Origin of the sequence: Spartinivicinus marinus (assembly GCF_026309355.1) — a bacterium.
Taxonomy (GTDB): domain Bacteria; phylum Pseudomonadota; class Gammaproteobacteria; order Pseudomonadales; family Zooshikellaceae; genus Spartinivicinus; species Spartinivicinus marinus.
In genome coordinates, this window is record NZ_JAPJZK010000001.1 from 897,115 (window position 1) to 923,501 (window position 26,387).

At 43.1% G+C, this 26,387-nt stretch carries 22 protein-coding genes; 1 reads left to right on the forward strand and 21 read right to left on the reverse strand.

The window, feature by feature from the left end:
* Positions 1-158 precede the first annotated feature (158 nt).
* The 6 genes from eno to dnaE form a co-directional block, all read right to left on the reverse strand.
* Positions 159-1,448, reverse strand: coding sequence for a phosphopyruvate hydratase (gene eno / locus OQE68_RS04325; RefSeq protein ID WP_180567368.1), 1,290 nt, complete (start codon positions 1,446-1,448; stop codon positions 159-161).
* Positions 1,449-1,480: 32 nt separating this feature from the next.
* Positions 1,481-2,326 carry a 3-deoxy-8-phosphooctulonate synthase gene (kdsA, locus tag OQE68_RS04330; RefSeq protein WP_180567367.1) on the reverse strand — a complete coding sequence of 282 codons (846 nt, stop codon included), beginning with the start codon at positions 2,324-2,326 and terminating at the stop codon, positions 1,481-1,483.
* 38 nt (positions 2,327-2,364) lie between these two features.
* Positions 2,365-3,993: a CTP synthase gene (gene pyrG, locus OQE68_RS04335; RefSeq protein ID WP_180567366.1), complete on the reverse strand. Its 1,629-nt coding sequence runs from the start codon at positions 3,991-3,993 to the stop codon at positions 2,365-2,367.
* A 185-nt stretch (positions 3,994-4,178) separates the two neighbouring features.
* Positions 4,179-5,549 carry a tRNA lysidine(34) synthetase TilS gene (tilS, locus tag OQE68_RS04340; RefSeq protein ID WP_180567365.1) on the reverse strand — a complete coding sequence of 457 codons (1,371 nt, stop codon included), beginning with the start codon at positions 5,547-5,549 and terminating at the stop codon, positions 4,179-4,181.
* Between the two features lie 87 nt (positions 5,550-5,636).
* Positions 5,637-6,599 carry an acetyl-CoA carboxylase carboxyltransferase subunit alpha gene (locus tag OQE68_RS04345; protein WP_180567364.1) on the reverse strand — a complete coding sequence of 321 codons (963 nt, stop codon included), beginning with the start codon at positions 6,597-6,599 and terminating at the stop codon, positions 5,637-5,639.
* A gap of 134 nt (positions 6,600-6,733) precedes the next feature.
* Positions 6,734-10,237 (reverse strand): DNA polymerase III subunit alpha, encoded by a 3,504-nt coding sequence (gene dnaE / locus OQE68_RS04350; RefSeq protein ID WP_180567363.1) that lies wholly within the window; start codon positions 10,235-10,237, stop codon positions 6,734-6,736.
* Between the two features lie 316 nt (positions 10,238-10,553).
* On the opposite strand from dnaE, the gene OQE68_RS04355 reads away from it, so the two are divergent.
* Positions 10,554-11,393 (forward strand): substrate-binding periplasmic protein, encoded by an 840-nt coding sequence (locus OQE68_RS04355; RefSeq protein WP_180567362.1) that lies wholly within the window; start codon positions 10,554-10,556, stop codon positions 11,391-11,393.
* Positions 11,394-11,442: 49 nt separating this feature from the next.
* Here the strand turns inward: OQE68_RS04355 and rnhB are convergent, their stop codons facing one another.
* The 15 genes from rnhB to rpsB all read right to left on the reverse strand — a co-directional run bounded on the left by rnhB (position 11,443) and on the right by rpsB (position 26,162).
* The gene (gene rnhB, locus OQE68_RS04360) at positions 11,443-12,045 is read right to left on the reverse strand and encodes a ribonuclease HII (RefSeq protein ID WP_180567361.1); all 603 of its coding nucleotides are present in this window, start codon (positions 12,043-12,045) and stop codon (positions 11,443-11,445) included.
* Positions 12,042-13,232 carry a lipid-A-disaccharide synthase gene (lpxB, locus tag OQE68_RS04365; RefSeq protein ID WP_180567360.1) on the reverse strand — a complete coding sequence of 397 codons (1,191 nt, stop codon included), beginning with the start codon at positions 13,230-13,232 and terminating at the stop codon, positions 12,042-12,044. Before lpxB ends, rnhB begins: the two co-directional genes overlap by 4 nt.
* A gap of 3 nt (positions 13,233-13,235) precedes the next feature.
* Positions 13,236-14,006 (reverse strand): acyl-ACP--UDP-N-acetylglucosamine O-acyltransferase, encoded by a 771-nt coding sequence (gene lpxA / locus OQE68_RS04370; protein ID WP_180567359.1) that lies wholly within the window; start codon positions 14,004-14,006, stop codon positions 13,236-13,238.
* A 2-nt stretch (positions 14,007-14,008) separates the two neighbouring features.
* Positions 14,009-14,449, reverse strand: coding sequence for a 3-hydroxyacyl-ACP dehydratase FabZ (gene fabZ, locus OQE68_RS04375; protein WP_180567358.1), 441 nt, complete (start codon positions 14,447-14,449; stop codon positions 14,009-14,011).
* A 45-nt stretch (positions 14,450-14,494) separates the two neighbouring features.
* Positions 14,495-15,532, reverse strand: a complete 1,038-nt coding sequence (lpxD, locus tag OQE68_RS04380) for a UDP-3-O-(3-hydroxymyristoyl)glucosamine N-acyltransferase (RefSeq protein ID WP_180567357.1) — start codon at positions 15,530-15,532, stop codon at positions 14,495-14,497.
* Between the two features lie 13 nt (positions 15,533-15,545).
* Positions 15,546-16,058 carry an OmpH/Skp family outer membrane protein gene (locus OQE68_RS04385; protein ID WP_219339942.1) on the reverse strand — a complete coding sequence of 171 codons (513 nt, stop codon included), beginning with the start codon at positions 16,056-16,058 and terminating at the stop codon, positions 15,546-15,548.
* Between the two features lie 217 nt (positions 16,059-16,275).
* Positions 16,276-18,591 (reverse strand): outer membrane protein assembly factor BamA, encoded by a 2,316-nt coding sequence (gene bamA / locus OQE68_RS04390; RefSeq protein ID WP_180567356.1) that lies wholly within the window; start codon positions 18,589-18,591, stop codon positions 16,276-16,278.
* Positions 18,592-18,675: 84 nt separating this feature from the next.
* Positions 18,676-20,043 (reverse strand): RIP metalloprotease RseP, encoded by a 1,368-nt coding sequence (gene rseP, locus OQE68_RS04395; RefSeq protein WP_180567355.1) that lies wholly within the window; start codon positions 20,041-20,043, stop codon positions 18,676-18,678.
* Position 20,044: 1 nt separating this feature from the next.
* Positions 20,045-21,223 (reverse strand): 1-deoxy-D-xylulose-5-phosphate reductoisomerase, encoded by a 1,179-nt coding sequence (gene ispC / locus OQE68_RS04400; protein ID WP_180567354.1) that lies wholly within the window; start codon positions 21,221-21,223, stop codon positions 20,045-20,047.
* Between the two features lie 18 nt (positions 21,224-21,241).
* On the reverse strand, positions 21,242-22,042 hold the full coding sequence (locus tag OQE68_RS04405; protein ID WP_180567353.1) for a phosphatidate cytidylyltransferase: 801 nt from the start codon (positions 22,040-22,042) through the stop codon (positions 21,242-21,244).
* Positions 22,024-22,806, reverse strand: a complete 783-nt coding sequence (uppS, locus tag OQE68_RS04410) for a polyprenyl diphosphate synthase (protein WP_180567352.1) — start codon at positions 22,804-22,806, stop codon at positions 22,024-22,026. Before uppS ends, OQE68_RS04405 begins: the two co-directional genes overlap by 19 nt.
* A gap of 222 nt (positions 22,807-23,028) precedes the next feature.
* Entirely contained in the window at positions 23,029-23,586 is a 558-nt protein-coding gene (gene frr, locus OQE68_RS04415; protein ID WP_180567351.1) for a ribosome recycling factor, read from the reverse strand.
* Positions 23,579-24,319 (reverse strand): UMP kinase, encoded by a 741-nt coding sequence (gene pyrH, locus OQE68_RS04420; protein WP_180567350.1) that lies wholly within the window; start codon positions 24,317-24,319, stop codon positions 23,579-23,581. Before pyrH ends, frr begins: the two co-directional genes overlap by 8 nt.
* 72 nt (positions 24,320-24,391) lie before the next feature.
* A complete protein-coding gene (gene tsf / locus OQE68_RS04425; protein ID WP_180567349.1) occupies positions 24,392-25,258 on the reverse strand; it encodes a translation elongation factor Ts in 867 nt (288 codons plus the stop codon).
* 136 nt (positions 25,259-25,394) lie between these two features.
* Entirely contained in the window at positions 25,395-26,162 is a 768-nt protein-coding gene (gene rpsB / locus OQE68_RS04430; RefSeq protein ID WP_180567348.1) for a 30S ribosomal protein S2, read from the reverse strand.
* Positions 26,163-26,387: the final 225 nt, after the last annotated feature.

A 26,387-nucleotide genomic window follows, 5' to 3' on the forward strand; every position in this document is an offset into this window, starting at 1 on the left:
GGCTAGCTTACTACTGTGAAGCTAGCGATAGCAGCACTAACTGAAAAACAGTACTAGCTGGGCCGTCAAGTGATGAAGCCCCAGTCACTTATTGCAAAATAAGTGACTGGGGTGAAGAACGATGACAACAAACCATAAAAGCCACTCGCGAAGGTAAACTAGGCTTTAAATTCCGCTCTACCTTTATAAGGTGCCTGATCACCCAACTGTTCTTCAATACGTAATAGCTGATTGTATTTTGCAACACGATCAGAACGGCATAGTGAACCTGTTTTAATTTGCCCTGCTGCTGTAGCTACTGCTAAATCAGCAATAGTGGCATCTTCAGTTTCACCACTACGATGGGAAATAACCGCAGTAAACCCAGCTTGCTTAGCCATATTAATGGCATCTAGAGTCTCTGACAAAGAGCCAATTTGATTGAATTTAATCAAAATTGAATTTGCTACTTTTTCATCGATACCGCGCTTGAGAATTTTAGTATTGGTAACAAATAAATCATCACCCACCAGCTGGGTTTTACTACCAATTTTCTTGGTTAACACAGCCCAACCATCCCAGTCGCTTTCATCCATGCCATCTTCAATAGAGATAATCGGATATTTGTCAGTAAGCTCTGCTAAATAATCTGCAAAACCTTCACTGGTAAATGTTTTTCCTTCACCCGATAACTGATACTGACCATCGCGATAGAATTCTGAGGAAGCACAATCCAATGCTAGAGTAACATCTTCACCTAATTTATAACCTGCTTTTTCAACAGCTTCAGCAATCACTTCAAGCGCAGCTTCATTAGACGGCAGATTAGGTGCAAAGCCACCTTCATCACCAACTGCTGTGTTTAAGCCTTTGGCTTTTAACACTGATTTTAAAGTATGAAAAATTTCAGCTCCGATCCGTAATGCCTCGCGGAACGACGGGGCACTAACAGGCTGTACCATAAATTCCTGAATATCAACATTATTGTCAGCATGCTCACCCCCATTAAGAATATTCATCATGGGAACAGGCATACTGTACTGTCCAGCGGTGCCGTTAATTTCTGCAATATGCTGATACAAAGGGATTTGTTTTGCTGCAGCCGCTGCTTTAGCCGCCGCTAAAGAAACTGCCAAAATTGCATTGGCACCTAGTTTGGCTTTATTTTCAGTACCATCTAACGCCAGCATTTTATTGTCTAATGCCCGTTGAGCGGTGACATCCATACCTAGCAATGCCGGTTTAATTTGCTCATTAACGGCAGCAACTGCTTTTAAAACACCTTTGCCTAAATAACGACTTTTGTCTCCGTCACGCAGTTCTAATGCTTCTCTAGAACCTGTCGATGCACCTGAAGGGGCACAAGCTGAGCCAATAAAACCACCTGTTACCGTAACATCAGCTTCAACTGTCGGATTTCCCCTTGAGTCCAACACTTCACGGGCTTTAATATCAACAATTTCAATCATTGCGAGTTAACTCCAAAACTTTTCTAAGCAAATTATTCAATATCAATTTCAGGAAAGCTTTTTACCAGCTCATCAAGTGCTTTTTGTTGTTCTAAGAAAGGCTGTAATTTATCAAGTTTTAGTGCGCAAGGCCCATCACATTTTGCCTGATTGGGATCTGGATGGGTTTCTAAAAATAACCCTGCCAACCCTGTTGCCATCCCTGCTTTAGCCAACTCATTAACCTGACTGCGACGCCCATCTGCCGAGTCAGCTCGCCCGCCAGGCCGCTGTAAGGCATGAGTTACATCAAAAATAACGGGGTAGTTCATCGCTTTCATCAAACCAAAGCCTAAGGTATCTACCACTAGGTTGTTGTAACCAAACATGGTGCCTCGCTCACATAGCATCAGCTGATCATTACCTGCTTCCTTACATTTAGTGAGAATATGCTTCATTTCATGAGGTGCTAAAAACTGCGCTTTTTTGATATTTATAACAGCGTCGGTTTTCGCCATGGCAACCACTAAGTCAGTTTGCCTGGATAAGAAAGCAGGTAGTTGAATAACATCTGCTACTTCTGCCGTAGGTGCCGCTTGATATGGCTCATGGACATCAGTAATAACAGGCACCTTAAAGGTATCTTTTACTTCCTGTAATATTTTAAGCCCGCCCTCTAAACCCGGCCCCCGATAGGAGTGCATAGACGAGCGATTGGCTTTATCAAATGAGCCTTTAAAGACATAAGGAATGCCTAGCTTTTCTGTTACTTTGACAAAATGTTCGGCAGCTGTCATCGCTAGGTCACGAGATTCCAGCACATTAACGCCACCAAATAAAACAAAAGGCAGGTGATTAGCCACCTGAATATTGCCAATCTTAATAATCTTCTGGCTCATATATTATCTCAACTGTTTTAGAACCTATGTGCTTAGCTTTATTTTGAAGCTTTATTCGTTAAAGTCGCTTTTACAAAGTCAGTAAACAAGCCATGTCCGTCTCTAGGCGTTGAGGTAAATTCAGGATGAAACTGACAAGCAACAAACCAGGGGTGATCAGGCACTTCAATCATTTCAACCAAAGCGTTGTCTACTGAGCGCCCGGAAATTACCAAACCAGCCGCTTCAAGCTGCTCCACGAAATTATCATTCACTTCGTAGCGGTGACGGTGACGCTCAAGAATAACATCCTTACCGTAAGCCTGATGAGCTTTCGAATTAGGTTTCAACTGACAAGCTTGAGCACCTAAACGCATGGTACCACCCAAGTCAGAATCATCACTGCGGGTTTCTACTTCTCCTTCAGCTGTTGTCCATTCGGTAATCAAACCTACCACTGGATGCTGAGTGGTTTTATCAAACTCCGAGCTATGCGCACCCGTTAAGCCCGCCACATGACGCGCAAACTCAATAACCGCTACTTGCATACCTAAACATATACCTAAATAAGGGATTTTATTTTCCCGGGCATACTGTACCGCTTTAATTTTGCCCTCAACCCCTCGTTGGCCAAAGCCACCAGGTACTAAAATGCCATCCACCTCAGCCAAAGCATCTAAGCCTTCAGTTTCTAGCTGCTCAGAGTCAATATAAACCAGCCTCACCTTGGTGTGGGTTTTCAGCCCTGCGTGTTTCATTGCTTCAATGAGTGACTTGTAAGCATCAAGCAAGTCCATATACTTGCCAATCATCGCAATCGTCACTTCACGCTCTGAGCTAGTTTCTGCCTCAACCACAGCATCCCACTCACTTAAATCGGCAGGCTGACAGTCAATTCGAAAACGATCAACAATAATGTCATCCAACCCTTGTTTATGCAGCATACGAGGAATTTTATAAATAGAATCTGCATCTTCCAAAGCAATTACCGCTCGCTCTTCAACGTTGGTAAACAATGCGATTTTGCGTCTTGAGCCAGAATCTATGTGGTGATCAGAACGACATACTAAAATATCTGGCTGTAAGCCAATGGAGCGTAGCTCTTTGACAGAGTGCTGAGTTGGTTTAGTTTTGGTTTCTCCGGCAGTTGCAATATATGGCACCAGTGTTAAGTGCATTAATAAAGCTCTATCCTGGCCTAGCTCCACTTTTAGCTGACGAATTGCTTCGAGGAATGGTTGGGACTCAATATCACCCACCGTACCACCAATTTCCACTAAGGCAATATCCGCATCACCAGCACCTTTAATGACCCGCCGTTTTATTTCGTCAGTAATATGGGGAATCACTTGAACCGTGCCACCCAAGTAATCACCACGCCGTTCTTTGCGGAGTACATCCTGATAGATACGACCAGTGGTGAAGTTGTTATTACGAGTCATCGTAGTACGAATAAACCGCTCGTAATGCCCCAGGTCTAAATCGGTTTCAGCACCATCTTCGGTAACAAACACCTCACCATGCTGGTATGGGCTCATTGTTCCCGGATCGACATTAATATAGGGGTCTAATTTGAGCATCGTGACATTTAAACCACGAGCTTCCAGTATGGCCGCCAGAGATGCTGACGCGATGCCTTTTCCCAATGAAGAAACAACACCACCAGTGACGAATATGTAGCGCGTCATGAAAAACCTGCAGAAGTTAGTTAATGTTAGCGGTTTATGACCATTAGATGTGGAAGGTTGACTGGTCATCACAAGATGGGACGTCAGAATACCAGAATCTACTTACAACCTCAATTTATCGTTGTTTTAGCTGTGACTTTTTGACGGCGCCACAAAACCTAGAGGATATGGAGTAACAGTGTATGCTAAAGCTCCCACTGAAAAGACAACCCCTGCTCTCCCCCATCACAAGTAAAGGCTTGATTAACCAGTAGGCCTGGAATCACCACCAGCTCGTTATCTACAAATAGTAATGGCCAACGCTCGCGCAACCAGGGTGGCACTTGATATTCCTGAAACCAACGCTTTAATGTTTTACGCCCCTGACGCCCCGCGACAGCAAACTTATCTAGAGACAGTTGCTCACGATAAGCCATCGTCAGGGGTCTCCCCTTTAGACTGGCTGTACTAACTTCATTGCCAACCTGATTGCAACGCAACTGACCATTTCCCACTAGCTCAATAGTTTCATGCTGCTGCCAATCCCACGCCACCTGCTGGCTGATGGGTAACCACCTAGTCAAGCTATCAGGCAAGAAAAATAAGCAATCTTGAAAACGCTTCAATGCTCCCTTACCACTACCAACGACAATTGTTGGCATTGCATCCTCTGCGGCCATTAGCAGCGAGTTTTCAATCTCCAACAGCAGTGGCCGAGTGATATTAATATCTACAAATTTTAGCCAGTAGCGGATTAAATTATGTCGCCTGGGGGAAGGTAGCTTTAGTAGGTGTTGGCAGCTGAGTGGCAGAATCGATAATCCCTGACGCCAGTGTGCAGGCGGGCTAACCTGTGTAGTCTGATAGTCTAGCTGGGCCATATCCTCCAGAATACTGGCTGCATCCTGACAATGCCCTTGGGTGCCTATTAGTTGGCGATATAAATTCGGCCAGTGACATTCCAGCTTGGGCAAAATCTCATGCCGCAAAAAGTTACGACTAAAATCCAGTGTCTCATTAGACTCATCTTCCACCCAGATTAATTGATGCTGCTGGGCGTAATGGAGTAAATCAGTTTTGGTATACTTCAACAAAGGCCGGAATAGCCGGGCTTTACCAATCATACGACTGCTAGGCATCCCAGCTAAACCAGAAACGCCTGAACCACGACAGAAACGAAATAACAGCGTTTCCAACTGATCTTGCAAATGATGCCCTAACAGTAATACATCAGTTGCCTCTAAAAATACTTCGAAAGCCTGATATCTCTCTGCCCTTGCAGCCTCCTCAATGCCGTTACCAGTAGACCTAACCTCAACCTGCCTTACGACAAAATCACAACCCAATTGAGTAGCCAGCCTTTGGCAATGCTTTTCCCACTGTTTGGCATTAGGGCTTAAGCCATGATTAACATGAAGAGCAACTAAAGGTAATTGATATTGAGCAGCAAAACGGCAGGTTAAACTCAATAAAACAGTTGAATCTAAGCCTCCACTAAAAGCCACTACCAGCCGAGTGGGCGAATAGTCAGCTAACAAGCGCTCCAGTTTTTGACAGTATAACTGTGGCAGGTCCATGACGTTTTATACGTTATTAGTTTAATAAAATGGCAACACTAAAAAGCCGACTAAAGAGTCGGCTTTTTGTTAGAGAATATTAGGCTGTTACTGGCCAAACGAGCCATACGACATCAGACGTTTGTACCGTAAATCCAGTAGCTCTTCAATTGAGTGACGCTTTAACACATCTAACTCTTTAATCAGCGACTCTTTAATACTAGCCGCAATCTGCACAGGATCCCGATGAGCACCACCTAATGGTTCTGGAATTAGCCTGTCGACAAAACCAAGCTCTAATAAACGGTCAGCGGTGATCCCCATTGCCTCAGCTGCATCGGCTGCTTTTTCAGCGCTTTTCCATAAAATAGAGGCACAACCTTCTGGTGATATAACCGAATAAGTAGAGTATTGCAGCATCATTAAGTGATCACACACACCTACTGCCAATGCACCACCTGAGCCCCCTTCTCCTATCACCGTAGAAATAATCGGTGTTTTCAAGCGGGACATTACCGCCAGGTTATAAGCAATGGCCTCACTTTGACCCCGCTCTTCTGCATCAATACCAGGATAGGCACCTGGTGTATCAATAAACGTCAATACAGGTATTTTAAACCGCTCCGCTAGCTCCATTAACCGGCATGCTTTTCGATAACCTTCTGGCTTTGGCATACCAAAGTTGCGGCGTACTTTATCCTTTACATCGCGGCCTTTTTGATGACCAATAATCATCACAGGCTGATTTTCCAGTCTACCAATACCGCCTACAATTGACTGGTCATCTGCAAACTTACGATCACCATGTAACTCATCAAAATCATTAAAAATATACTCAACATAATCGAGAGTATATGGCCGCTGAGGGTGACGAGCGATTTGCGCTCGTTGCCAAGCGGTTAACTTGCTGAAAACCTGCTGAGTCAGCGACTTACTTTTAGTCTTAAGCTTTTCTATTTCTTCAGCAATATCAATATCATAACTGCTGTTCTGCTCAGTTGAACTTAGGCTTTCTATTTTGGCTTCCAGCTCTGCAATCGGCTGCTCAAAGTCTAGGTATTGGGGGTTCATAGTCGTAATTCTTGCCTTACTATTACGGTGGCTGCTAACGGATTATGCCCAACTAAAAAGGAGCATAAGATACGTGATTGTGACTACTTAGTCGAGTGCAGTGACACAATAGACCTGTTTTATCATTTAACAAATTATCCATACTGCAACTCAACTGAATTTTTTCCATACTGTTTTTTCAGCGCTTGAATTAGCTCATCAGTTGGGGCTATCCACCATTGATCAGACAATATCAATTTAGCCTTCGCATCAGGTTTTTGGTATTCAATGGTAATGGGTAGCTGCCCTTTATATTCTGCCAACAGGGTAGCCAAATTCTCTACAAAACCTGGCTTAAAGGCTTGCTCTGAAATTACTAACTGAAGCTGTCGTGCATATTTGCTGCGTGCTTCCGTTAAATTAGCTAACGATTTAGCACGTACTTTCAGGTTATTAGTGTAGTCATCATGACTCACTTCACCTTCTACAATAACTAACGCATCTTTTTCCAGTTGCTGCTGATACTGTTCAAATTGATCTGAGAATACAGAGACCTCAATTCTTGCAGTACGATCATCCAAAGTGATAAAGGCCATTTTCTGGCCACGCTTGTTACGCATGACTCGCAAAGCAACGATCAATCCTGCAATGTACTGGCTTTCTCGGGCTGGTCTTAAATCAACAATGCGATTTCTGATAATGTGTCTAATTTCAGACTCATACTGATCTATGGGGTGACCAGTTAAATACAGCCCAAGGGTTTCTTTTTCTCCTAACAAGCGCTGGTTATCAGGCCACTCATAGGTGTTATAGTAATACTCATAACAGTCTTGCTCAGTTTCAGCTATTAGCTCACCAAACAAGTCACCATGACCACTGTCCTGGCTTTTTGCTTCTTGATCAGCTGCTTTTAACGCATCTTCCATAGCAGCGAACAAGACAGCTCGATTTTTACCTAGCAATGCCTTTTCCTGATATCGAGCTGGGCCCAGTCGGTCCAAAGCCCCTGAACGTACAAGAGCTTCCATCACCCGTTTATTAATTTTTTTACCATCTATGCGTTTACAAAAATCAAATAGATCCTTAAAAGCACCACCAGCTTTTCGTGCTTCAACTATGGCTTCAATCGGGCCTTCTCCAACGCCTTTAATTGCCCCTAAACCATAAACGATGTCATCCTGATCGCTCACGATAAATTTATATTCACTGATATTCACATTGGGTGGTGTAATATTCAGCTTCATCGAGCGGCATTCTTCAATCAGAATCACCACTTTATCAGTATTATGAATATCTGAAGACAACACCGCAGCCATAAATTCTGCTGGGAAATAGGCTTTCAGCCAGGCTGTTTGATAAGAAACTAGCGCATAAGCAGCTGAGTGAGACTTGTTAAATCCATAGCCTGCGAACTTTTCCATCAAATCAAAAATATAAGTCGCTTGTTCTGCAGGAATGTGATTGTCCGATGCACCCTTATTAAATATTTCCCGCTGTTTGGCCATTTCTTCAGGTTTTTTCTTACCCATAGCTCGACGAAGCATATCAGCCTGGCCTAAAGAGTAATTAGCCAGCACCTGGGCAATCTGCATAACCTGTTCCTGATATAGGATTACACCATACGTGTTGGATAATACTGGTTCCAAATCAGGGTGGGGATATTCGACGGTAGCACGGCCATGCTTACGATTAATAAAGTCATCCACCATCCCTGACTGAAGTGGTCCTGGCCGAAACAATGCTACCAATGCGATAATATCTTCAAAACAGCTAGGCAATAGACGCTTAATCAGTTCTTTCATCCCACGGGACTCAAGCTGAAACACTGCCGTTGTTTCCGCTCGCTGCAGCAATTTAAATACTAACTCATCGCCTAAATTTATCTGGCTAATATCAATGGGTGCTTCACTTCTAATCGCCCGACGCTTATTAATTGTTTCTAATGCCCAATCAATAATGGTGAGGGTTCTTAACCCCAAAAAGTCGAACTTAACCAACCCAGCCTGCTCAACATCATCTTTATCAAACTGAGTAACTAAGCCATGACCTTCTTCATCACAATAAAGGGGAGCAAAGTCTGTGAGTTTAGTTGGTGCAATCACTACACCACCAGCATGCTTCCCTACATTACGGGTTGTCCCTTCCAGCTTAAGGGCCATCTCCCAAATTTCTTGAGCGGCTTCATCGCCAGCTAAAAACTCTCGAATGGTTTCTTCTTGCTCATAGGCTTTAGATAACGTCATCCCTACTTCGAAGGGAATCATTTTAGACAGTTTATCCGCTAACCCATAGGACTTACCTTGCACCCTTGCCACATCTCGCACTACTGCTTTCGCAGCCATGGTTCCAAAAGTGATAATTTGGGAAACTGCATCCCGACCATAGTTTTGCGCGACATAATCAATGACCCGGTCCCGGCCATCCATACAGAAGTCAACGTCAAAGTCAGGCATCGACACCCGCTCTGGATTCAAAAACCGCTCAAATAGCAAGTCATATTCTAATGGATCGAGATCAGTAATTTTCTGAGCATAGGCCACCAACGAGCCTGCACCCGAACCTCGCCCAGGGCCTACCGGTACGCCGTTATTTTTCGCCCACTGAATAAAGTCCATCACGATTAAGAAATAACCGGGAAATCCCATCTGTAGGATAATATCCAGTTCGAAATTAAGTCGATCAATATACTGCTGGTGCAGGTTTTCATAGTCTGGCGTGGATGGATCTAAAGTTAAAGCCAAACGCTCTTCAAGCCCTTGACGGGAAAACTCACGGAAAAACTGATCCATGGTTTTACCTTCTGGCACCGGATATTCTGGCAAGAAATACTTACCTAGCTGCACCTCAATGGTACAACGTTTGGCAATTTCTACTGTATTGGTCAGCGCTTCTGGAATATCAGCAAAAATCTCAGCCATTTCCTCAGGAGAGCGCAAATACTGTTGTTCACTGTACCGTCGCGGACGACGGGGGTCGTCTAATACTCTGCTCTCACCAATACACACCCTTGCCTCATGAGCATCAAAGTCTTCTTGATGTAAAAAACGGACATCATTGGTTGCAACAACAGGACAGTGGCAAATTTCAGCCAGCGCTACCGCAGCATGTAAATATTCTTCATCATTTTCGCGCCCAGTCCGTTGTAGCTCTAAATAAAAACGATCAGGAAAAATTGCCTGCCACTCTTTAACTATTGACTCAGCTTGCTGCTGATGGCCAGCCAGTAGCGCACAACCAATCTCACTGAGCTTGCCCCCAGAAATGGCAATTAATCCTGCCGACTTACCCTTAAGCCAATCCTTTTTGATTATGGCTTTGTCATGATGCTGGTTGGTTTGATAAGCCTGTGAAATCAGTTCCGTTAAATTACGATACCCTTCTTTATTTTGTATTAATAGCAACATTGGTAATGGAGAAGCATCGGCTTCTTCATTTTCCAGCCAAATATCTACACCACAGATAGGCTTAATCCCTGAAGCCAACGCAGCTTTATAAAACTTAACTAAAGCATACAAATTCATTTGATCTGTCACAGCAACAGCCGGCATTCCTTTAGCTGCTGTTTCAGCAATCAAAGGCTTAATTTTTACAATGCCATCAATCAGTGAATACTCTGTATGTAATCGCAGATGAACAAAATTTGGCGCGTTATTAGACATGGAGTCCTCTAAAGCCTAAGTGACTAAACATAAAATCTTTTGCGGCTATAATGAATTTGGCTAAGTAAGTTTAACTAATGACCTGATAGTCAACTGAGTTTTGTATTTTCACAACATAACAGTTCAGCTATTTTATAAAACCCCAATTTATTTACTAGCCCGAATATTTCTTCTACTCTCAAAGAGCTTGCAGACTCTATCAAAACAGCCCACTCATTGGTTTATTTGCAAAAGACTCGCACCTAACAAAAAAGTGTGTTTTCATTATCAGTCACGTGCAATACAACAAAATCGAAAGCCATGTAGAGTCACACTAATGCTTTGCCCTAGTCCACAACAAATATTACAACACCGACTAGTTTGCCTGATTGTTGTGCTGACTTTAATAAGTATTTCCAGTCAGTCTGTTGCTCACTGCTCCCGAATTAAAGTATCAGGCAACCCAGAATACCCACCATTATTGTGGCGAGATAGAACCAACCCTAAGCAGTTGACAGGGGTTAGTATTGCCCTGCTAAAGCGAGCAGTAGAAGGTTTAGATATAGCCATTGATGCCATTTATGTTGGCCCTTGGTCCCGAGCCCAAGCAAAAATCAAAGCCAATGAGCTGGATATGCTGGCAGGTGCCTTTCTAACTGTTGAACGCACTACTTATATGGAATATGTTAAGCCTGCATATACACAGGTTGCTAATGTTGTATTTGTAGCCAATGGCAAAGGCTTTAAATTTAAACGCTGGAGTGACCTTAAAAATAAGCGTGGTGCAACTTTAATAAACAACAGTTTTGGCCAAAAATTTGACCAGTATGCTCAGGATCACTTAGCCCTTTATGGTGTCCGATCCTTAGAAATTGCTTTTAAACTCTTACTTGCTAAGCGGGCAGACTATGTAGTCTATGAACTTTACCCCGGTCTTGCCTATGCAAAAGCTATGGGAATTAACCAAGAAATACGTCATTTCACTAATTATATTAACTCCGAGCCTTTATATTATACCTTTGCTTTAAAGTCTCCCTGCCTTGAAAACAACCTGACAAAACACTTGAGTGACTTTATTCAAAGCCAAAAAAATACTCGTTTAGAAAAAGAGCTATTAGAGGAGTACTTACAACTTTGGCAAAATCAAGCTCATTTAGCCTTGGATGCACCACCTTGACCCAACCATTTCAGCAGCCACAAAAATAACTTTAACTGGTAGCAGGGATTTAGCTTTCCAGTAGTCTTTGGACAGGCTTAAATGAGCGCCGATAAATAGGTGCTACCCCCTGTTTTTCAAGAGCCGCCAAATGTGCTTTAGTAGGATAGCCTTTATGCTTAGCTAAACCATAGCCAGGATACTGCTGATCCAACACAAGCATTTCCCTGTCCCGAGTCACTTTGGCCAAAATGGATGCTGCAGCAATAGCCTGCACTTGAGAATCACCTTTAACAACAGCCTGACTAGGATAAGGAAGCTCTGGACAACGATTACCATCAATAAGTACAAGTTCTGGCTTAACCGACAAGCCTAACACTGCTCGCTGCATTGCCAGCATAGTGGCATGTAAAATATTGAGCTGATCAATTTCTTCAACCTCTGCCCGACCAATATGCCATGCTAAGGCTCGCTGCTGAATAACGTCAAAGAGTTGATCACGCTTTTTATCAGTCAGTTTTTTGGAATCATTTAAACCTTCAATGGGTTGACTAGGATCTAAAATCACAGCTGCAGTGACTACAGCACCACATAACGGACCTCTGCCTACCTCATCAACACCAGCAATTAATTGATTCTGATTAACTTCCCAGCTTACTTCAAAGTGACTCATTTTATAAATTGATCCGCTATCATCTGACTAACCACATGGGCTGCCTTTTCACTAGCTTGGCAACGTAACTCTTGATGAAGCTTTAAAAACAATGCTTCCGTTTGCACCCAATCATTACTACCAGCCAGATTTGCTAAAGTAGCTTGTGCTAAATTCTCGACAGTGGCTGCTGTTTGAATAAACTCTGGCATCACCTGTCGTTCTGCTAGTAAATTAGGCAGCGCGACATAAGGTGCTTTTACTAACCAGCGTAAAACCTGATAAGTGATGGGGGCTAGTCGATAAGCCATTACCATAGGCCTTTTCAATAACATGCCTTGCAAAGTCGCGGTACCAGAGGCTACTAACACAGTATCTGCAGCAACCATTGCCTGATCCGCTTGCCCATCAATCAGCTTTACTCGATTTTTAACGGCTGCATTTTCTGATAAATTAAGCAGTGCTTCGAGCTGTTTTTTTCTGGCATCATTAGCACAAGGTAGCACGGCACTAGCACTCGGATACTGCTCTAAACACCGCTGAAAAGTAGCTAAAAACAACTGACCCAACTGTTTTATTTCTGAACCACGACTACCAGGCAATAGTGCAATTACAGGATCATTGGCTGGTAATTGTAATTGCTGTCTAGCTGCAGCCTGATCACTTTGAAGAGGAATTTCATCCGCTAACGGGTGTCCAACGAAGGTAACAGGTACTTGGTATTGCTGATAAAAAGCAGCCTCAAATGGCAGTAAAGTCAGCATGTGATCCACTGACTGAGCAATTTTCTTGACTCGCCCTTGACGCCAAGCCCACACTGAAGGACTGACATAGTGGACAGTAGTGATACCAGCCTGCTTTAGCTTATACTCAAGTTCTAGATTAAAGTCAGGTGCATCTATACCGATAAAGATGTGCGGCGGCGTTTGAGTAAAATAATTGAACAGCTGTTTACGCACACCTAGCAGTTCCCGCAACCGGCCAAGTACTTCAACCAGTCCCATAACAGAAAGGCGCTCCATAGGCACATGACTACGGAAACCTTCCGCTTCCATTAACGGACCACCGATACCCTCAAATACGGCCGTTGGGAAGCGCTTTTTTAATGACTTAATTAAACTCGCCCCCAAAATATCACCAGAGGCTTCACCAGCCACAATCCCGACTCGCAAGGGGCCTTGATAAAATGGATAGTTCAGGTCTGTCATAGTTTACCGGGTGATTCCCCGAGTTGAGGCCTGGAGTGACTTTATGAATACAGATACCTCAGCATAGCCCTTTTCCAGCACTAACAGCTTCGCCAAGGCTTCATCTAAAGTGAGCCCTTGTCGATACACCACTTTATAGGCTTGCCGAAGTATTTTAATCAGCTCTGGTGAATACTGCCTGCGTCGCATACCCTCAAAATTCATTCCATGGGCTTCAGCCGGGTTTCCACTCACCATTACAAAGGCAGGCATATCTTTAAATACCGCAGTATGAGCAGCAGACATACTATAAGCACCTACCAGACAAAACTGATGTACAGTGGTATAGCCACCTAAAATTGCCCCACGCCCTACTTTAACATGGCCAGCAATTGCTGCATTATTTGCGAAAATACAATCATCTTCGATAACACTGTCATGGCCCACATGAACATAAGCCATGAATAAATTGTTGTTACCAATGATGGTGACACTATTATCCTGAACAGTACCTCTATGAATAGTACAGCCTTCTCGAATAATATTATTATCACCAATTTCCAGGCGAGTCGGCTCACCTTGATATTTTTTGTCCTGACAATCTTCACCAACTGAGGCAAATTGAAAGATTCGGTTATTCTTGCCAATCCGGGTGGGTCCTTTAATGACAACATGGGAATGAATAATTGAACCAGGTCCAATTTCAACTTCCGGCCCGATGTAACTCCAGGGTCCAACCTCAACACCCTCTGCTACTTTTGCTTTGGGGTCAATGACAGCTCGTGAATCAATCAAAACTAGAGTTCCTTTTTTGCACAAGTTATTTCAGCGGAACTCACCATTTTTCCATCAACTACAGCTTCACAATAAAACTTCCATATACCACGCTTTTCTGTTTTATAGGTAGCGTTTAATACCAGTTGATCACCAGGTACAACAGGCTGCTTGAATCTTACTTTATCAGCGCCAGCGAAATAATACACATGGTTATCTTCTCGCTGTTTACCACTCATTTTAAACCCTAAAATACCTGCCGCCTGAGCCATCGCCTCAACAATAAGTACACCAGGCATTATCGGATGCTGCGGGAAGTGACCATTGAAGAAATCTTCATTTACTGAAACATTTTTGTAGCACTTAATGGTTTTAGCATCCAGATCTAGATCAACCACCCGGTCAACCAACAAAAACGGATACCTTTGAGGCAAAAACTCTTTAATTTCTTCAACGCGCATCATTTTCAACGTTAACCTAACTTGATTTTCAGCTGGATGGTAATTGGGTTAAGCGCCAGCGCTTAGCTGTTGCTCTAGTGTTTTAATTCGCTTGGCCAACTTATCCAGCTGACGATAGCGAACCACAAGCTTTTTCCATTCTGCGGTAGGCATTGAGCTACCCGCCCCAGAAGAGTATGAGCCTGGCTCACGAATTGATTTGGTGACTAGCGCCATTGCGGTGATATGGACATTATCTGCAATAGTCAAGTGGCCAGCTAAACCCGAGCCGCCGGCTATTGTACAGTTTTTTCCGACTTTTGTACTGCCAGAAATACCAACACAGCCTGCAACTGCAGTATTATCTCCAATGACAACATTGTGGGCAATTTGGATCAGATTATCTAACTTAACGCCACAGCCTATCACTGTATTATCCAATGCGCCTCGATCGATAGTCGTATTTGCCCCTATTTCTGCGTCGTTGCCAATAATTACACCACCTAACTGGGCGATTTTATGCCACTCATTGTTATAGTGAGCAAAGCCAAACCCATCAGCACCAATAACAGCACCACTATGAATGGTCACTCGCTCACCTACTAAAACACCATGACAAACTGTCACATTGGCGGCAAGATAACTATCAGCACCAATTTCAGAGGCTTGGCCAATCACTACACCTGCTCCAACAGCAACATTTTCACCAATGATGACATCTGCTTCCACAACTGCATTAGCACCAATAGATGCTGAACTTGCAATTTTTGCAGTGTTAGCAATAACCGCGCTGGGATGAATGTAACCTGCTGGCTGTGCTTGCACACTAAACCAATGAGAAATTTTAGCATAGCCTAAATAAGGGTTATTCAGGACTAAAGCATTACCTTCAAAATCATCCGCTTCATCAGGTGCAAGTAATATTGCACCTGCTTGGCTATCTGGCAGATATTTCTTGTAAGTGGGGTTTGCTAGAAAAGATAAATCTCTTGACGTTGCTTGCTGTAAAGTAGCAATTCCTGAGATTAAATAGCTAGGATCACCTTGAAGCTCTGCCTCAAGGTGATCTGCAATAACTTGCAAGGAAAAAGTACGCTCTGATGCCATATAAAGAGAGGTATTAACGGTAGGTATTAAGTTTCTGGATTACTTTGAGAGTTATATCATGTTTTGGATTAATATAGAATGCTGTTGCACGATTTAAAACAAGATCATAGCCATTTGCTTTTGCCACTTCTGTAATTGCTTTGTCCAGCTTTGGCTTTAGCTTTTTAAACTGCTCGCGATCTGCTTTATTTTTTTCAGCCTGAAATTCTTTAGTTTGAATTTGGTAGTCTTCAGCTTTCCGCTTTAGCTCAAGCTGTAATTTGCCACGCTCAGTATTACTCATGGCAGCAGCATCTTTCTTAAGTTTAGCATTAATTCTCTTGGCATCAGCCTCCAACCTTTTCAAGTTGTTAACCTTGCTACTAAATTTGTTTTCTAGTTGTTTCAAGTATTTTTTAGCAGCATCTGACTGATTAAGTGCTTTTTGATAGTCCACTACAGCTACTTTAACTTCAGCCATAGTGACAGGCGCCAATGAAGCAAACACAAACCCGGCAAACACCATTCCGATTAGCTTTTTGACCAAAACTTTTTCTCCTACGTTGTAAACAAAATAACCTAACCTGAATACTTTGTAGCTAAATACCCCTGCTCTCTGGATACTCAAGCTCACTAATGGCCTACTGGCTTCTTTGATAGTATTTTTTGCGACTTACTATCGAATATACTTACCAAAAGTAACTGCAAAATATTGCCAAAGAGGCCAATAAACCATCGATCTTCTAAGTTACGTTGTTTTCAGATTAGAATGACTGTCCCAGCGCAAATTGGAAGACTTCAGTTTCATCACTTGAGTCAGCATTCAAGCCTTTAGCCAAACTAAAGGTTAAAGGCCCCAAGCCTGTTATCCAGGTGACACCGAAGCCTAATGAATAACGTAACTCACCAAAGTCTGCATTGCTGCAATTCTTTTCGTCATCACCGCAGTCACTATCGAAGACATTACCGGCATCCAGAAATACAGCACTACGCACAGAACGTTGATCTTTTATAAATGGCATAGGGAAGATAACCTCTGCTGTTCCTTCAACCAAAATATTGCCACCTATTGGATCATCGTCATTATTATCCTTGCGCACAGCTCTCGGGCCAAGAGTATTGTTCTTGAAACCGCGCACAGAACCAAAACCACCCGCATAATAATTTTCATAGAATGGCAGCTCTGAGGTACCACCAAAGCTATCGCCATAACCCAAGTTGGTTTTCAGGTGTAATGTCAGCTTTTCAGTAATAGGTGTAAAAATCTGCCCCGTGTAGTTAAGCTTATAAAACTTCAAGTCACTACCAGGTAGCGCCAGCTCCAAGCCAATAGACTGCGAATAGCCATCTGTTGCAAGAATGCCACGGTTTAAGGTGGACTCATTCCAGCCAAGGTTAAACTTGTAGTTTAAAAAGCTGTCGCCTTCCTTATCTATAAAATCAACAATTTGTTGCGCAGTATTAGAGCCGGTGCTGACATCAGTATTATCCAAACCAAAACCAAAACTTAATCGCTCAGTTTCTGAAATTGGATAACCAAAGGTTACATCACCACCCCATACATCTGTTGAGTAGTTGGAAATATCTGCTTCTTCGAAATCAGTCGTACGATAGAAAACATTAAAGCCACGGCTTACACCATCAACGGTATAGTAGGGGTCAATAAAACCAAAGCGGTATAGTGTACGCACCTTACTGGTATTTAAGCCAAGGTTGACCTTGTTTCCAGTTCCCAGAAAGTTACTCTGACTGATATTACCACCTAAAATTAAGCCACTACCTTGAGAAAAACCTAATGTAGCCTGAACGCTACCAGATGGTTGTTCTTCAACTGCATAGTTAACATCAATTTGATCCGTGGTTCCTGGTACAGCAGGTGTTTCAACATTCACTTGTTTAAAGTAACCCAGCCGCTCCAAACGAGTACGAGATTGCTCAATTTTGTCAGTTGATGCCCAAGCACCCTCCATTTGCCGCATTTCTCGGCGCAGTACTTCATCTTCTGTTTTAGTATTACCTACAAAATTAACTCTACGCACGTAGGTACGCTTGCCAGGATCGACAAAAAACGTAATTGATACAGTGTTATTGTCATGGGGCTGTGGAATGGTATTCACATTGGCAAAGGTATAACCCTCATTACCAAGCCTCTGCAAAATTTGCTCTTCTGTTTTAGTAAGCTCTTTACGAGAAAAAGTTTGTCCTTCCTTAACACCGACCAAAGACTTCATTTCTGTTTCAGGTACAACTAAGTCACCTGCCAGCTTGACATCTTTGATAGTAAACTTGTTCCCTTCATTAACATTAACTGTAATGTAGACCTTCTCTTTATCAGGTGAAATAGAAACCTGAGTTGAAGCAATATTAAAGTTTACATATCCCCTATCAAAATAGTATGAACGCAGCCGCTCTAAGTCACCTGATAGTTTTTCACGGGAATATTTATCATCATTACTGTAAAACGAGAACATACCCGAAGGTTGCAGTTCAAATAACTCCAGCAAGTCATCAGTAGGAAAGACTTTATTCCCGACGATATTGATATGCTTAATTTTAGCAACAGCACCTTCTTTAATATTGATCTTCAAAGCAACCCTGTTACGAGGTAAAGGCTCTACGTCAGTATTAACTTTTACTCCGTAACGGCCTTGGCCAACATACTGCCGCTCTAGCTCCAGCCTGACTGCCTCCAGGGTGGCTTTTTGAAAAATCTCACCTTGTGACAGCCCTGCCTGCTTTAAGCCCTCAAGCAGTTTCTTAGTTTCAATCGCTTTGTTTCCATCAATATCAATTGAGCTAATAGCTGGTCGCTCAACAACACTAATCACTAAAATATTACCATCTCGGGATAAACGAATATCCTGAAAATAGCCTGTTTTAAATAGTGCACGTGTCGTTTCAACAACGGTTTGATCATCGACCTCATCACCAGCACCCACTGGGATTGAGTTAAATACGGTACCAGCAGATACCCTCTGCAGGCCGTTTATTCTTATATCAGATACCACAAAAGTATCTGCAAGGGCGACATAGGGTATTGCTGCACACCCAACTAACAAAGACAACAAATAACGTTTCATGAAATCAGTTCTTCCAGGGTCGGCAAGACATTGAAAGAAAATAGAAACTTTTTCCAACTAAATGGAAAAAAGATTCCCCCAAACTTACAGACGACTTAAGTCATTATAAAAAGCTAAAAACATCATAGCGATAACTAGGCTGAGTCCTATCTGTAATCCAATTACTTGTGCTTTTTCTGAGACAGGACTTCCTTTTACCCATTCGACAAAATAAAACAACAAATGTCCACCATCAAGCACAGGAACAGGCAACAAGTTAATTACACCCAAACTGATGCTAACAAGCGCTAAAAAGTTTAAAAAACTTTCCAGGCCTAATTTTGCCGAATTGCTAGCCACTTTAGCAATGGTTATTGGACCACTCAAGTTTTTAACTGAGACATCGCCCAGCACCATTTTCTTGATAGACGTCACAGTCAAGGTTATCATTGACCACGTTTTATCCAGCGCACCAAAAAAGGCTTTAACTGGTGAGTATTTAACTGTTCTAATTAAACTAGTTGAAGTATTTACAGACTGAGCACTTATGCCAGCAAAACCTATTTTTTTACCCCCTTGTTGCTTAAACGCAGGACGTAAATTAATAATTTGTGTTTCGCCTTTTCTTAATACATGTAGTGCAATATTTTTCTCAGGATTATTTTTTATTTGTTCAACCAGCTCTCGCCAATCATTAATTTTTTGATCATTAACCGCTAGAATTTTATCGCCTGACTGCAAACCAGTTTTTTCTGCTCGCCCTCCTGCCACCAACTGATCTACAACTGCTGGTATAGGCTGTGCGTAAGGTGTTATTCCCAAGCTTAACACTGGGTTTGGCTGCTCCTGGCCTGACAGCCAGTCTGTAATTGGAATCGTCTTAGTAATATTGGCAGACGACTGAGTACCAGACACCTCATGCTGTTTTAACTGAACGTTAAGCTCAGTAGTATCCCCAATATAACGTAACAGCTCGATATTGAAGTCATACCAGGTTGGAGTAGGTTCATTATTAACACTGATGACCTCATAACCACTTTCAATACCTGCCAGTTGAGCTAGGCTTTTATCAGCAATTTTTCCAGTGACAGGAACCAGGCTTTGGAAGCCCAGCATCAACATAATCCAAAAAGCAACCACTGCTAGTAAAAAGTTAGCTAACGGTCCAGCCAAAATAATTGCTATTCGTTGAATAACAGGCTTACGATTAAACGCATACTGGAGCTGATCAGAAGGAACTGGACCTTCCTTTTCATCCAGCATTTTGACATACCCTCCTAGAGGAAAGGCAGCAATAGCAAACTCAGTTCCATGGCGGTCATACCATGAAACGAGTGGTTTTCCAAAACCAAAAGAAAATCGATGAACCTTTACTCCACAGCGTCTTGCTACCCAAAAATGTCCATACTCATGAAATGTAACTAAAATACCCAGAGTGACAATAAAGGCTAATACTGACTGTAAAAACTCCATGTTATAAACCCATTTGATTTATCAATGTCATGGCTATTTCACGAGCTTTGCTATCAGCAGCCAAAACACTTTCGAGTTCAAATGAAGGCTGCACCTCCAACCGGGTAAGCACTGTCTCATTAATAAGTGGAATGTCGATAAAGCGAATAGTTCCAGCCAAAAACGCAGCTACAGCGACTTCATTAGCTGCATTTAAGATAGCAGGCGCTGTCCCACCCTCTGCAGCAGCTTCCCGAGCCAGCTTCAAACAAGGAAAACGCTGCTCATCAGGGGGGTAAAAGTCAAGCTGGGCTATTTCAACTAAATTGAGCGGCTTAACTTCCGTTGATATTCGCGCTGGCCAGGCAAGAGCATGAGCAATGGGGGTACACATATCAGGATTGCCCATTTGAGCTAGGACTGAGCCATCAATATAGTCAACCATTGAGTGAATTATGCTTTGTGGGTGGATTACCACATCAACCCACTCGGGTTTGATAGCAAATAAGTGGCAGGCTTCTATTAACTCTAAGCCTTTATTCATCATGGAAGCGGAATCAACAGAGATTTTCTGCCCCATTGACCAGTTAGGGTGAGCACAGGCTTGCTCAGGGGTCACTTCAGTTAACTGAGCATGACTGAACATTCGAAAAGGCCCACCCGAAGCCGTCAAAATAACTCTTCTAACACCAGCCTCTGGTAACGACTGATAAGGATGGGGGAGGCACTGGAATATAGCATTATGCTCACTATCAATAGGCAGCAAAGTAGCCTTATGCATCTTAACTGCGTCCATAAACAACTCACCGGCCATTACCAAGCTTTCTTTGTTGGCCAGCAGGACTTTCTTTCCTGCTTTAACTGCAGCCAGTGTAGGTAGTAAGCCGACTGCCCCCATAATAGCAGCCATTACCACGTCAACCTGCGAGTCCTCTGCCACTGCTGCCAAAGCAGCCTTACCAACTAATACCTCTGTCGTAGAGCCTGCTAATCTGAGTCGCTCAGCCAATTGATCCGCAGCGCCCTTATCAGCCAGCACCGCATATTGAGGCACAAACTGCATGCACTGTTGAAATAACTTATCAACCTGCTGATTAGCTGCAAGCGCAAATACCTGGTATTTATCAGAGTGTTCTTTAATGACAGCTAACGTGCTGCAACCGATGGAACCAGTACTGCCTAAAATGGTGATTTGCTGCACTATTTTACCACCTTGTTCTCAAAGACCTGTTACCAATAGCGAAATACAAAAAACCGGGATTGCGGCTGTTAAGCTATCAATACGATCCATCACTCCACCATGCCCAGGTAGTAAATTACTGCTATCTTTAACACCCCGCTCACGCTTAAACATGCTTTCCAGCAGGTCACCGAGCACTGAGACAGCAACAATTAGCCAAGCAAATAACACCATTACCATCAATTGAGGAAAGCTTTTCTGTTGCACCAACCCAACACCAATGGCCACTAATGTCGTTACTGCTATTGCTCCATATACTCCTTCCCAGCTTTTACCAGGGCTCACTTTTGCCGCTAATTTATGCTTACCAAATCGCTTACCAAAGAAGTAAGCACCAATATCAGCCCCCCAAATCAAAGCAAACAGATAAACAATTAGCCATGAGCTATTTTCTGCATGTTTTAACCACACCAAACAGTTCCAGGCAGGTACCAACACCATTAAGCCTACTATCAGTTTAAGGCTTCTATGCCGCCAAAACATGGCAGACCCAGGATAAGTTAACACCAATATCAAAGCAGCAAGCCACATTAAAACAGCTAAGCCTAATATCATTTGTAAAGGTAGATACTGTGAGACGAACAAAGCCAACGCAAGACTTGCAACATAAATCAAACGAGCAGGCGTTTGGGGTAGTCCTGCTAAATTCGCCCACTCCCAGCCAGCTAATAGCACAATACCACCAACAAATAGGCTAAAGAAAAAGGGAGAAAGGGCAAACACCCCAAGCAATGCAAGTGGTATCAAAATAACGGCTGTAATTATTCTTTGTTTGAGCACTGAGCAGCCTCCACTTGTTCACTGGTTTGGCCAAACCGGCGCTGCCGGGAACTGTAGTCTAGTAATGCTTGATGAAATGCAGCTTTATCAAAGTCAGGCCAGAGCGTATCAGTGAAATACAGTTCTGCATAAGCTAGCTGCCATAACAAAAAATTGCTGATTCGATGCACACCACTGGTTCGAATACATAAATCAGGAAGCGGTAAACCAGCAGTCGACAGATTGTCATCAATTTGTTCAGCGGTAATTTCATCTACCGTTAGCTCACCGTGCTGAACCTGGTTAACCAGCCGCTTACAAGCCTCTTGTATATCCCACTGGCCACCATAATTTGCAGCAATCACTAAAGTAAACTCACTGAACTCAGCTGTCACTTGCTCTGTTTCTCTAATATGCTGCTGAATTGTGTTGCTAAAAGCACTGATGTCGCCAACAACCTTTAAACGAATTTTATTTTTTTTCAGCCGCTTGGTTTCCCGCTTAAGTGCATGAAGAAATAACTCCATTAATGCACTCACTTCATCTTTAGGGCGCCGCCAGTTCTCGCTACTAAAAGCGAATAAGGTTAACACCTCTATGTTGTAGTCGCGACAGGCTTCTACTATATTCCGTGCAGCTTTCAGCCCGGCACGATGCCCTGCAATGCTTGGCAGTTTACGTTGTTTGGCCCAACGGTTATTGCCATCCATAATGACAGCAACATGGCGAGGGGAGTTGATGGTTGAAGCCTCATTAAGCTTGGGTGACGTGTCTATCGCTGACATGAATCCTGAATCTATATGCCTCATTCATTGAATGCGAAACAATACCGCTAAATCCATAGGATGCAAGGCTTTTTATCTGATTTTTATCATAAGGCGTGGGTCAATCAACAAAGTGTTAGCGCTTTATCCTACCAAGAAAGGTCTTGCACTATTTGCTGTTAGCCCAATAAGAATAAAGGCGCTATCAGTTGATTGAGCACCTGACAGCACCTTGTGTTAGCGCTAAATTTCCATTAGCTCAGCTTCTTTAACCTGTAGCGCTTTATCAACTTCAGCTATATATTGGTCGGTTATTTTTTGGATTTCATCATGAGCTTTGCGCTCTTCATCTTCGCTGATTTCTTTATCTTTCAATAGCGTTTTCAGCTCACTGATTGCGTCCCGACGAATATTACGCACAGCGACACGAGCCCCTTCCGCCTCTGACTTAGCTTGCTTAATATAGTTTTTACGCGTTTCTTCAGTTAAAGGCGGTAGTGGAATCCGTATTACATCACCTGCCGTATTAGGGTTCAAACCCAGGTCAGATTTTAGAATAGCTTTTTCAATATCAGGAACTAACTGCTTTTCCCACGGGCTAACTGATAAAGTACGACCATCTTCTACTGATATATTAGCCACTTGATTTAATGGTGTATCCGCACCATAGTACGAAACTACAACGCTATCCAGCAAACTAGGGTGTGCCCTGCCAGTACGAATTTTGGCAAATGCAACATCCAAAGACTCCACACTTTTTTTCATCCGAGTCTTAGTATCGGACTTAATTTCATTAATCATTTTCACCCCCAGCAATTAATGTTCCGTCATTGCCACCCACAACAATATTTAACAGGGCGCCGGTTTTATTCATATTAAATACACGAACAGGCATGTGATGGTCTCGCACTAAGCAGATCGCCGTTAAATCCATAACTCCCAGTTTACGAATCAGTACTTCGTCATAACTGAGTACTGAAAACTTTTCTGCATCAGGGTTCTTAACCGGATCATCAGTGAATACGCCATCTACTTTAGTGGCCTTCAATACTAAATCTGCTTCAACTTCAATGCCTCGTAAGCAGGCTGCAGAGTCAGTGGTGAAGAAAGGATTGCCTGTACCTGCAGAAAAGATAACAACATCACCACCATTTAGATACCGCTGGGCTTTTCGGCGATCATAGTGCTCAACCACGCCACTCATTGGAATAGCTGACATAACTCGGGTATTAATATTCGAGCGCTCTAAGCTATCACGCATTGCCAATGCGTTCATTACCGTGGCCAGCATTCCCATGTGATCACCTGTCACACGATCCATGCCTGCTGCATGTAACGATGCTCCACGAAACAGGTTCCCACCACCGATAACTATTCCTACTTGCACCCCAATACCTACTAACTGGCCAATTTCAAGCGCCATTCGATCGAGCACTTTTGGATCAATACCAAAGTCCTCATCCCCCATTAGGGCTTCACCGCTTAGTTTTAGCAAGATACGTTTGTATTTTGGTTGTCGGTCACTAATAGGCATCAGTTCACCTGCTCTCTTAATAAAGTCTGCTCTCAAAAAAATGGCCTGCTTAGCAGGCCATTGGTATGATTACTACTTATTAAGTCCTGCCTGGGCAGCTACTTCAGCAGCAAAATCAACTTCTTCTTTTTCAATCCCTTCACCCACTTCGTAGCGTTTAAAGCCTAATACTTTTGCACCGGCTTTTTTCGCTAAAGCGCCAATTTTTACGTCAGGATCTTTAACAAAAGGCTGCTCTACCAAGCTGTTTTCTGCCAAAAACTTGTTTATGCGGCCACTGATCATTTTCTCAATAATATCATCTGGCTTGCCTGAGTCTTTAGCTTGAGCGATGAAGATTTCTTTCTCTTTCGCTACCACTTCTTCAGGCATATCTTCTTTGTTAACCACTTGAGGGTTAACTGCAGCCACATGCATAGCAATATCTTTAGCCAACTCAACGTCACCACCGTCCAGAGCAACCAATACACCAATACGCTTGTTACCGTGTACATAACTGCCAACCACTGACGCTTCAACTAGCTCAAGGCGACGCACACCAATGTTTTCACCAATTTTTTGCACTAATGCCAAACGAGCAGTTTCTAGCTCACCTTCCATCAGTTTGGCAACATCTGTTTGCTTGTCAGCAAATGCTTTATCTAAAACAGTGTTCACGAAACCCAAGAAATTGTCATCGCGGGCAACGAAGTCAGTTTCACTATTCACTTCAAGTAGCAGACCATAGCTCGCATCATCAGCTACTTTAACTGCTACAACACCTTCTGCCGCAGTACGACCGGCTTTTTTCGCAGCTTTTGCCTGACCTGACTTACGCAGCTCTTCTATTGCTTTTTCAATATCGCCTTCTGCTTGAACCAGTGCTTTTTTACACTCCATCATGCCCAAGCCAGTGCGCTCACGTAACTCTTTTACCAATGCGGCGGTAATTGCTGCCATGAATCTATCCTCTTAATTCAGTTAGAGTGCAATTCACCCAAAAGTATAATTAACTTAAAATTCGAAAAAGGGGGCCTTGCCCCCTTTACTGTATATGATGAAGGCAGAACTGCCTGATCATGAATACATTTGTAGACTAGCCTTCTGCGGCTTCTTTAGTTTCAGGCTGCTCAGGTGCTTCTTCTGCAACTTCAACAAACTCATCTGCCTGACCTAGGTCAGCAGAGGCACGGCCTTCTACTGTTGCTTCAGCAACTGACTTCACATAAAGCTGGATTGCGCGGATCGCATCATCATTACCAGGAATTACGTAGTCCACGCCATCTGGGTTGCTGTTGGTATCAACAATACCTATAACTGGAATACCTAGCTTGTTTGCTTCAGTAACAGCAATACGCTCGTGGTCAACATCAACAACAAAAATTGCATCTGGTAAGCCACCCATTTCTTTGATACCGCCTAAGCTGCGCTCTAGTTTTTCCAGCTCACGGGTACGCATTAGGGCTTCTTTCTTAGTCAGTTTTTCAAACGTACCGTCTTGTTTTTGCGCTTCTAGATCACGCAGACGACGAATTGACTGACGGATAGTTTTGTAGTTGGTTAACATACCACCTAACCAGCGGTGGTCAACATAAGGCATGCCAGCACGCTTAGCTTCTTCACGAATCACTTTGCTCGCAGCACGTTTGGTACCAACAAATAAAATTTTCTTTTTGCTTTCAACCATCTTCTTAATGATACCTAAGGCACCATTGAAAGCTGGCAAGGTGTGTTCAAGGTTAATGATATGAATCTTATTGCGTGCACCATAAATGTACTTAGACATTTTAGGGTTCCAGTAACGAGTCTGGTGACCAAAATGCACACCAGCCTTCAACATTTCACGCATTGAAACTTTAGCCATGTTATTTCTCCAACATCGGGTTAGGCCTCCACACACCCCACGACTCAACCTGTTTAGGCACCCAGAGTAATGGTATTGGTGTGTGTGTGTTATATCCTGCCATTTAGCAGGCGCAGCTTTATACCATAAATTATCGAAAACTAAAACCCAGTACCGCCCCCTAAAATCTCAGAGTAACGTTACCAGGATGCTACGGACAGCCTATTTATAGGGTGCAGCACAAGT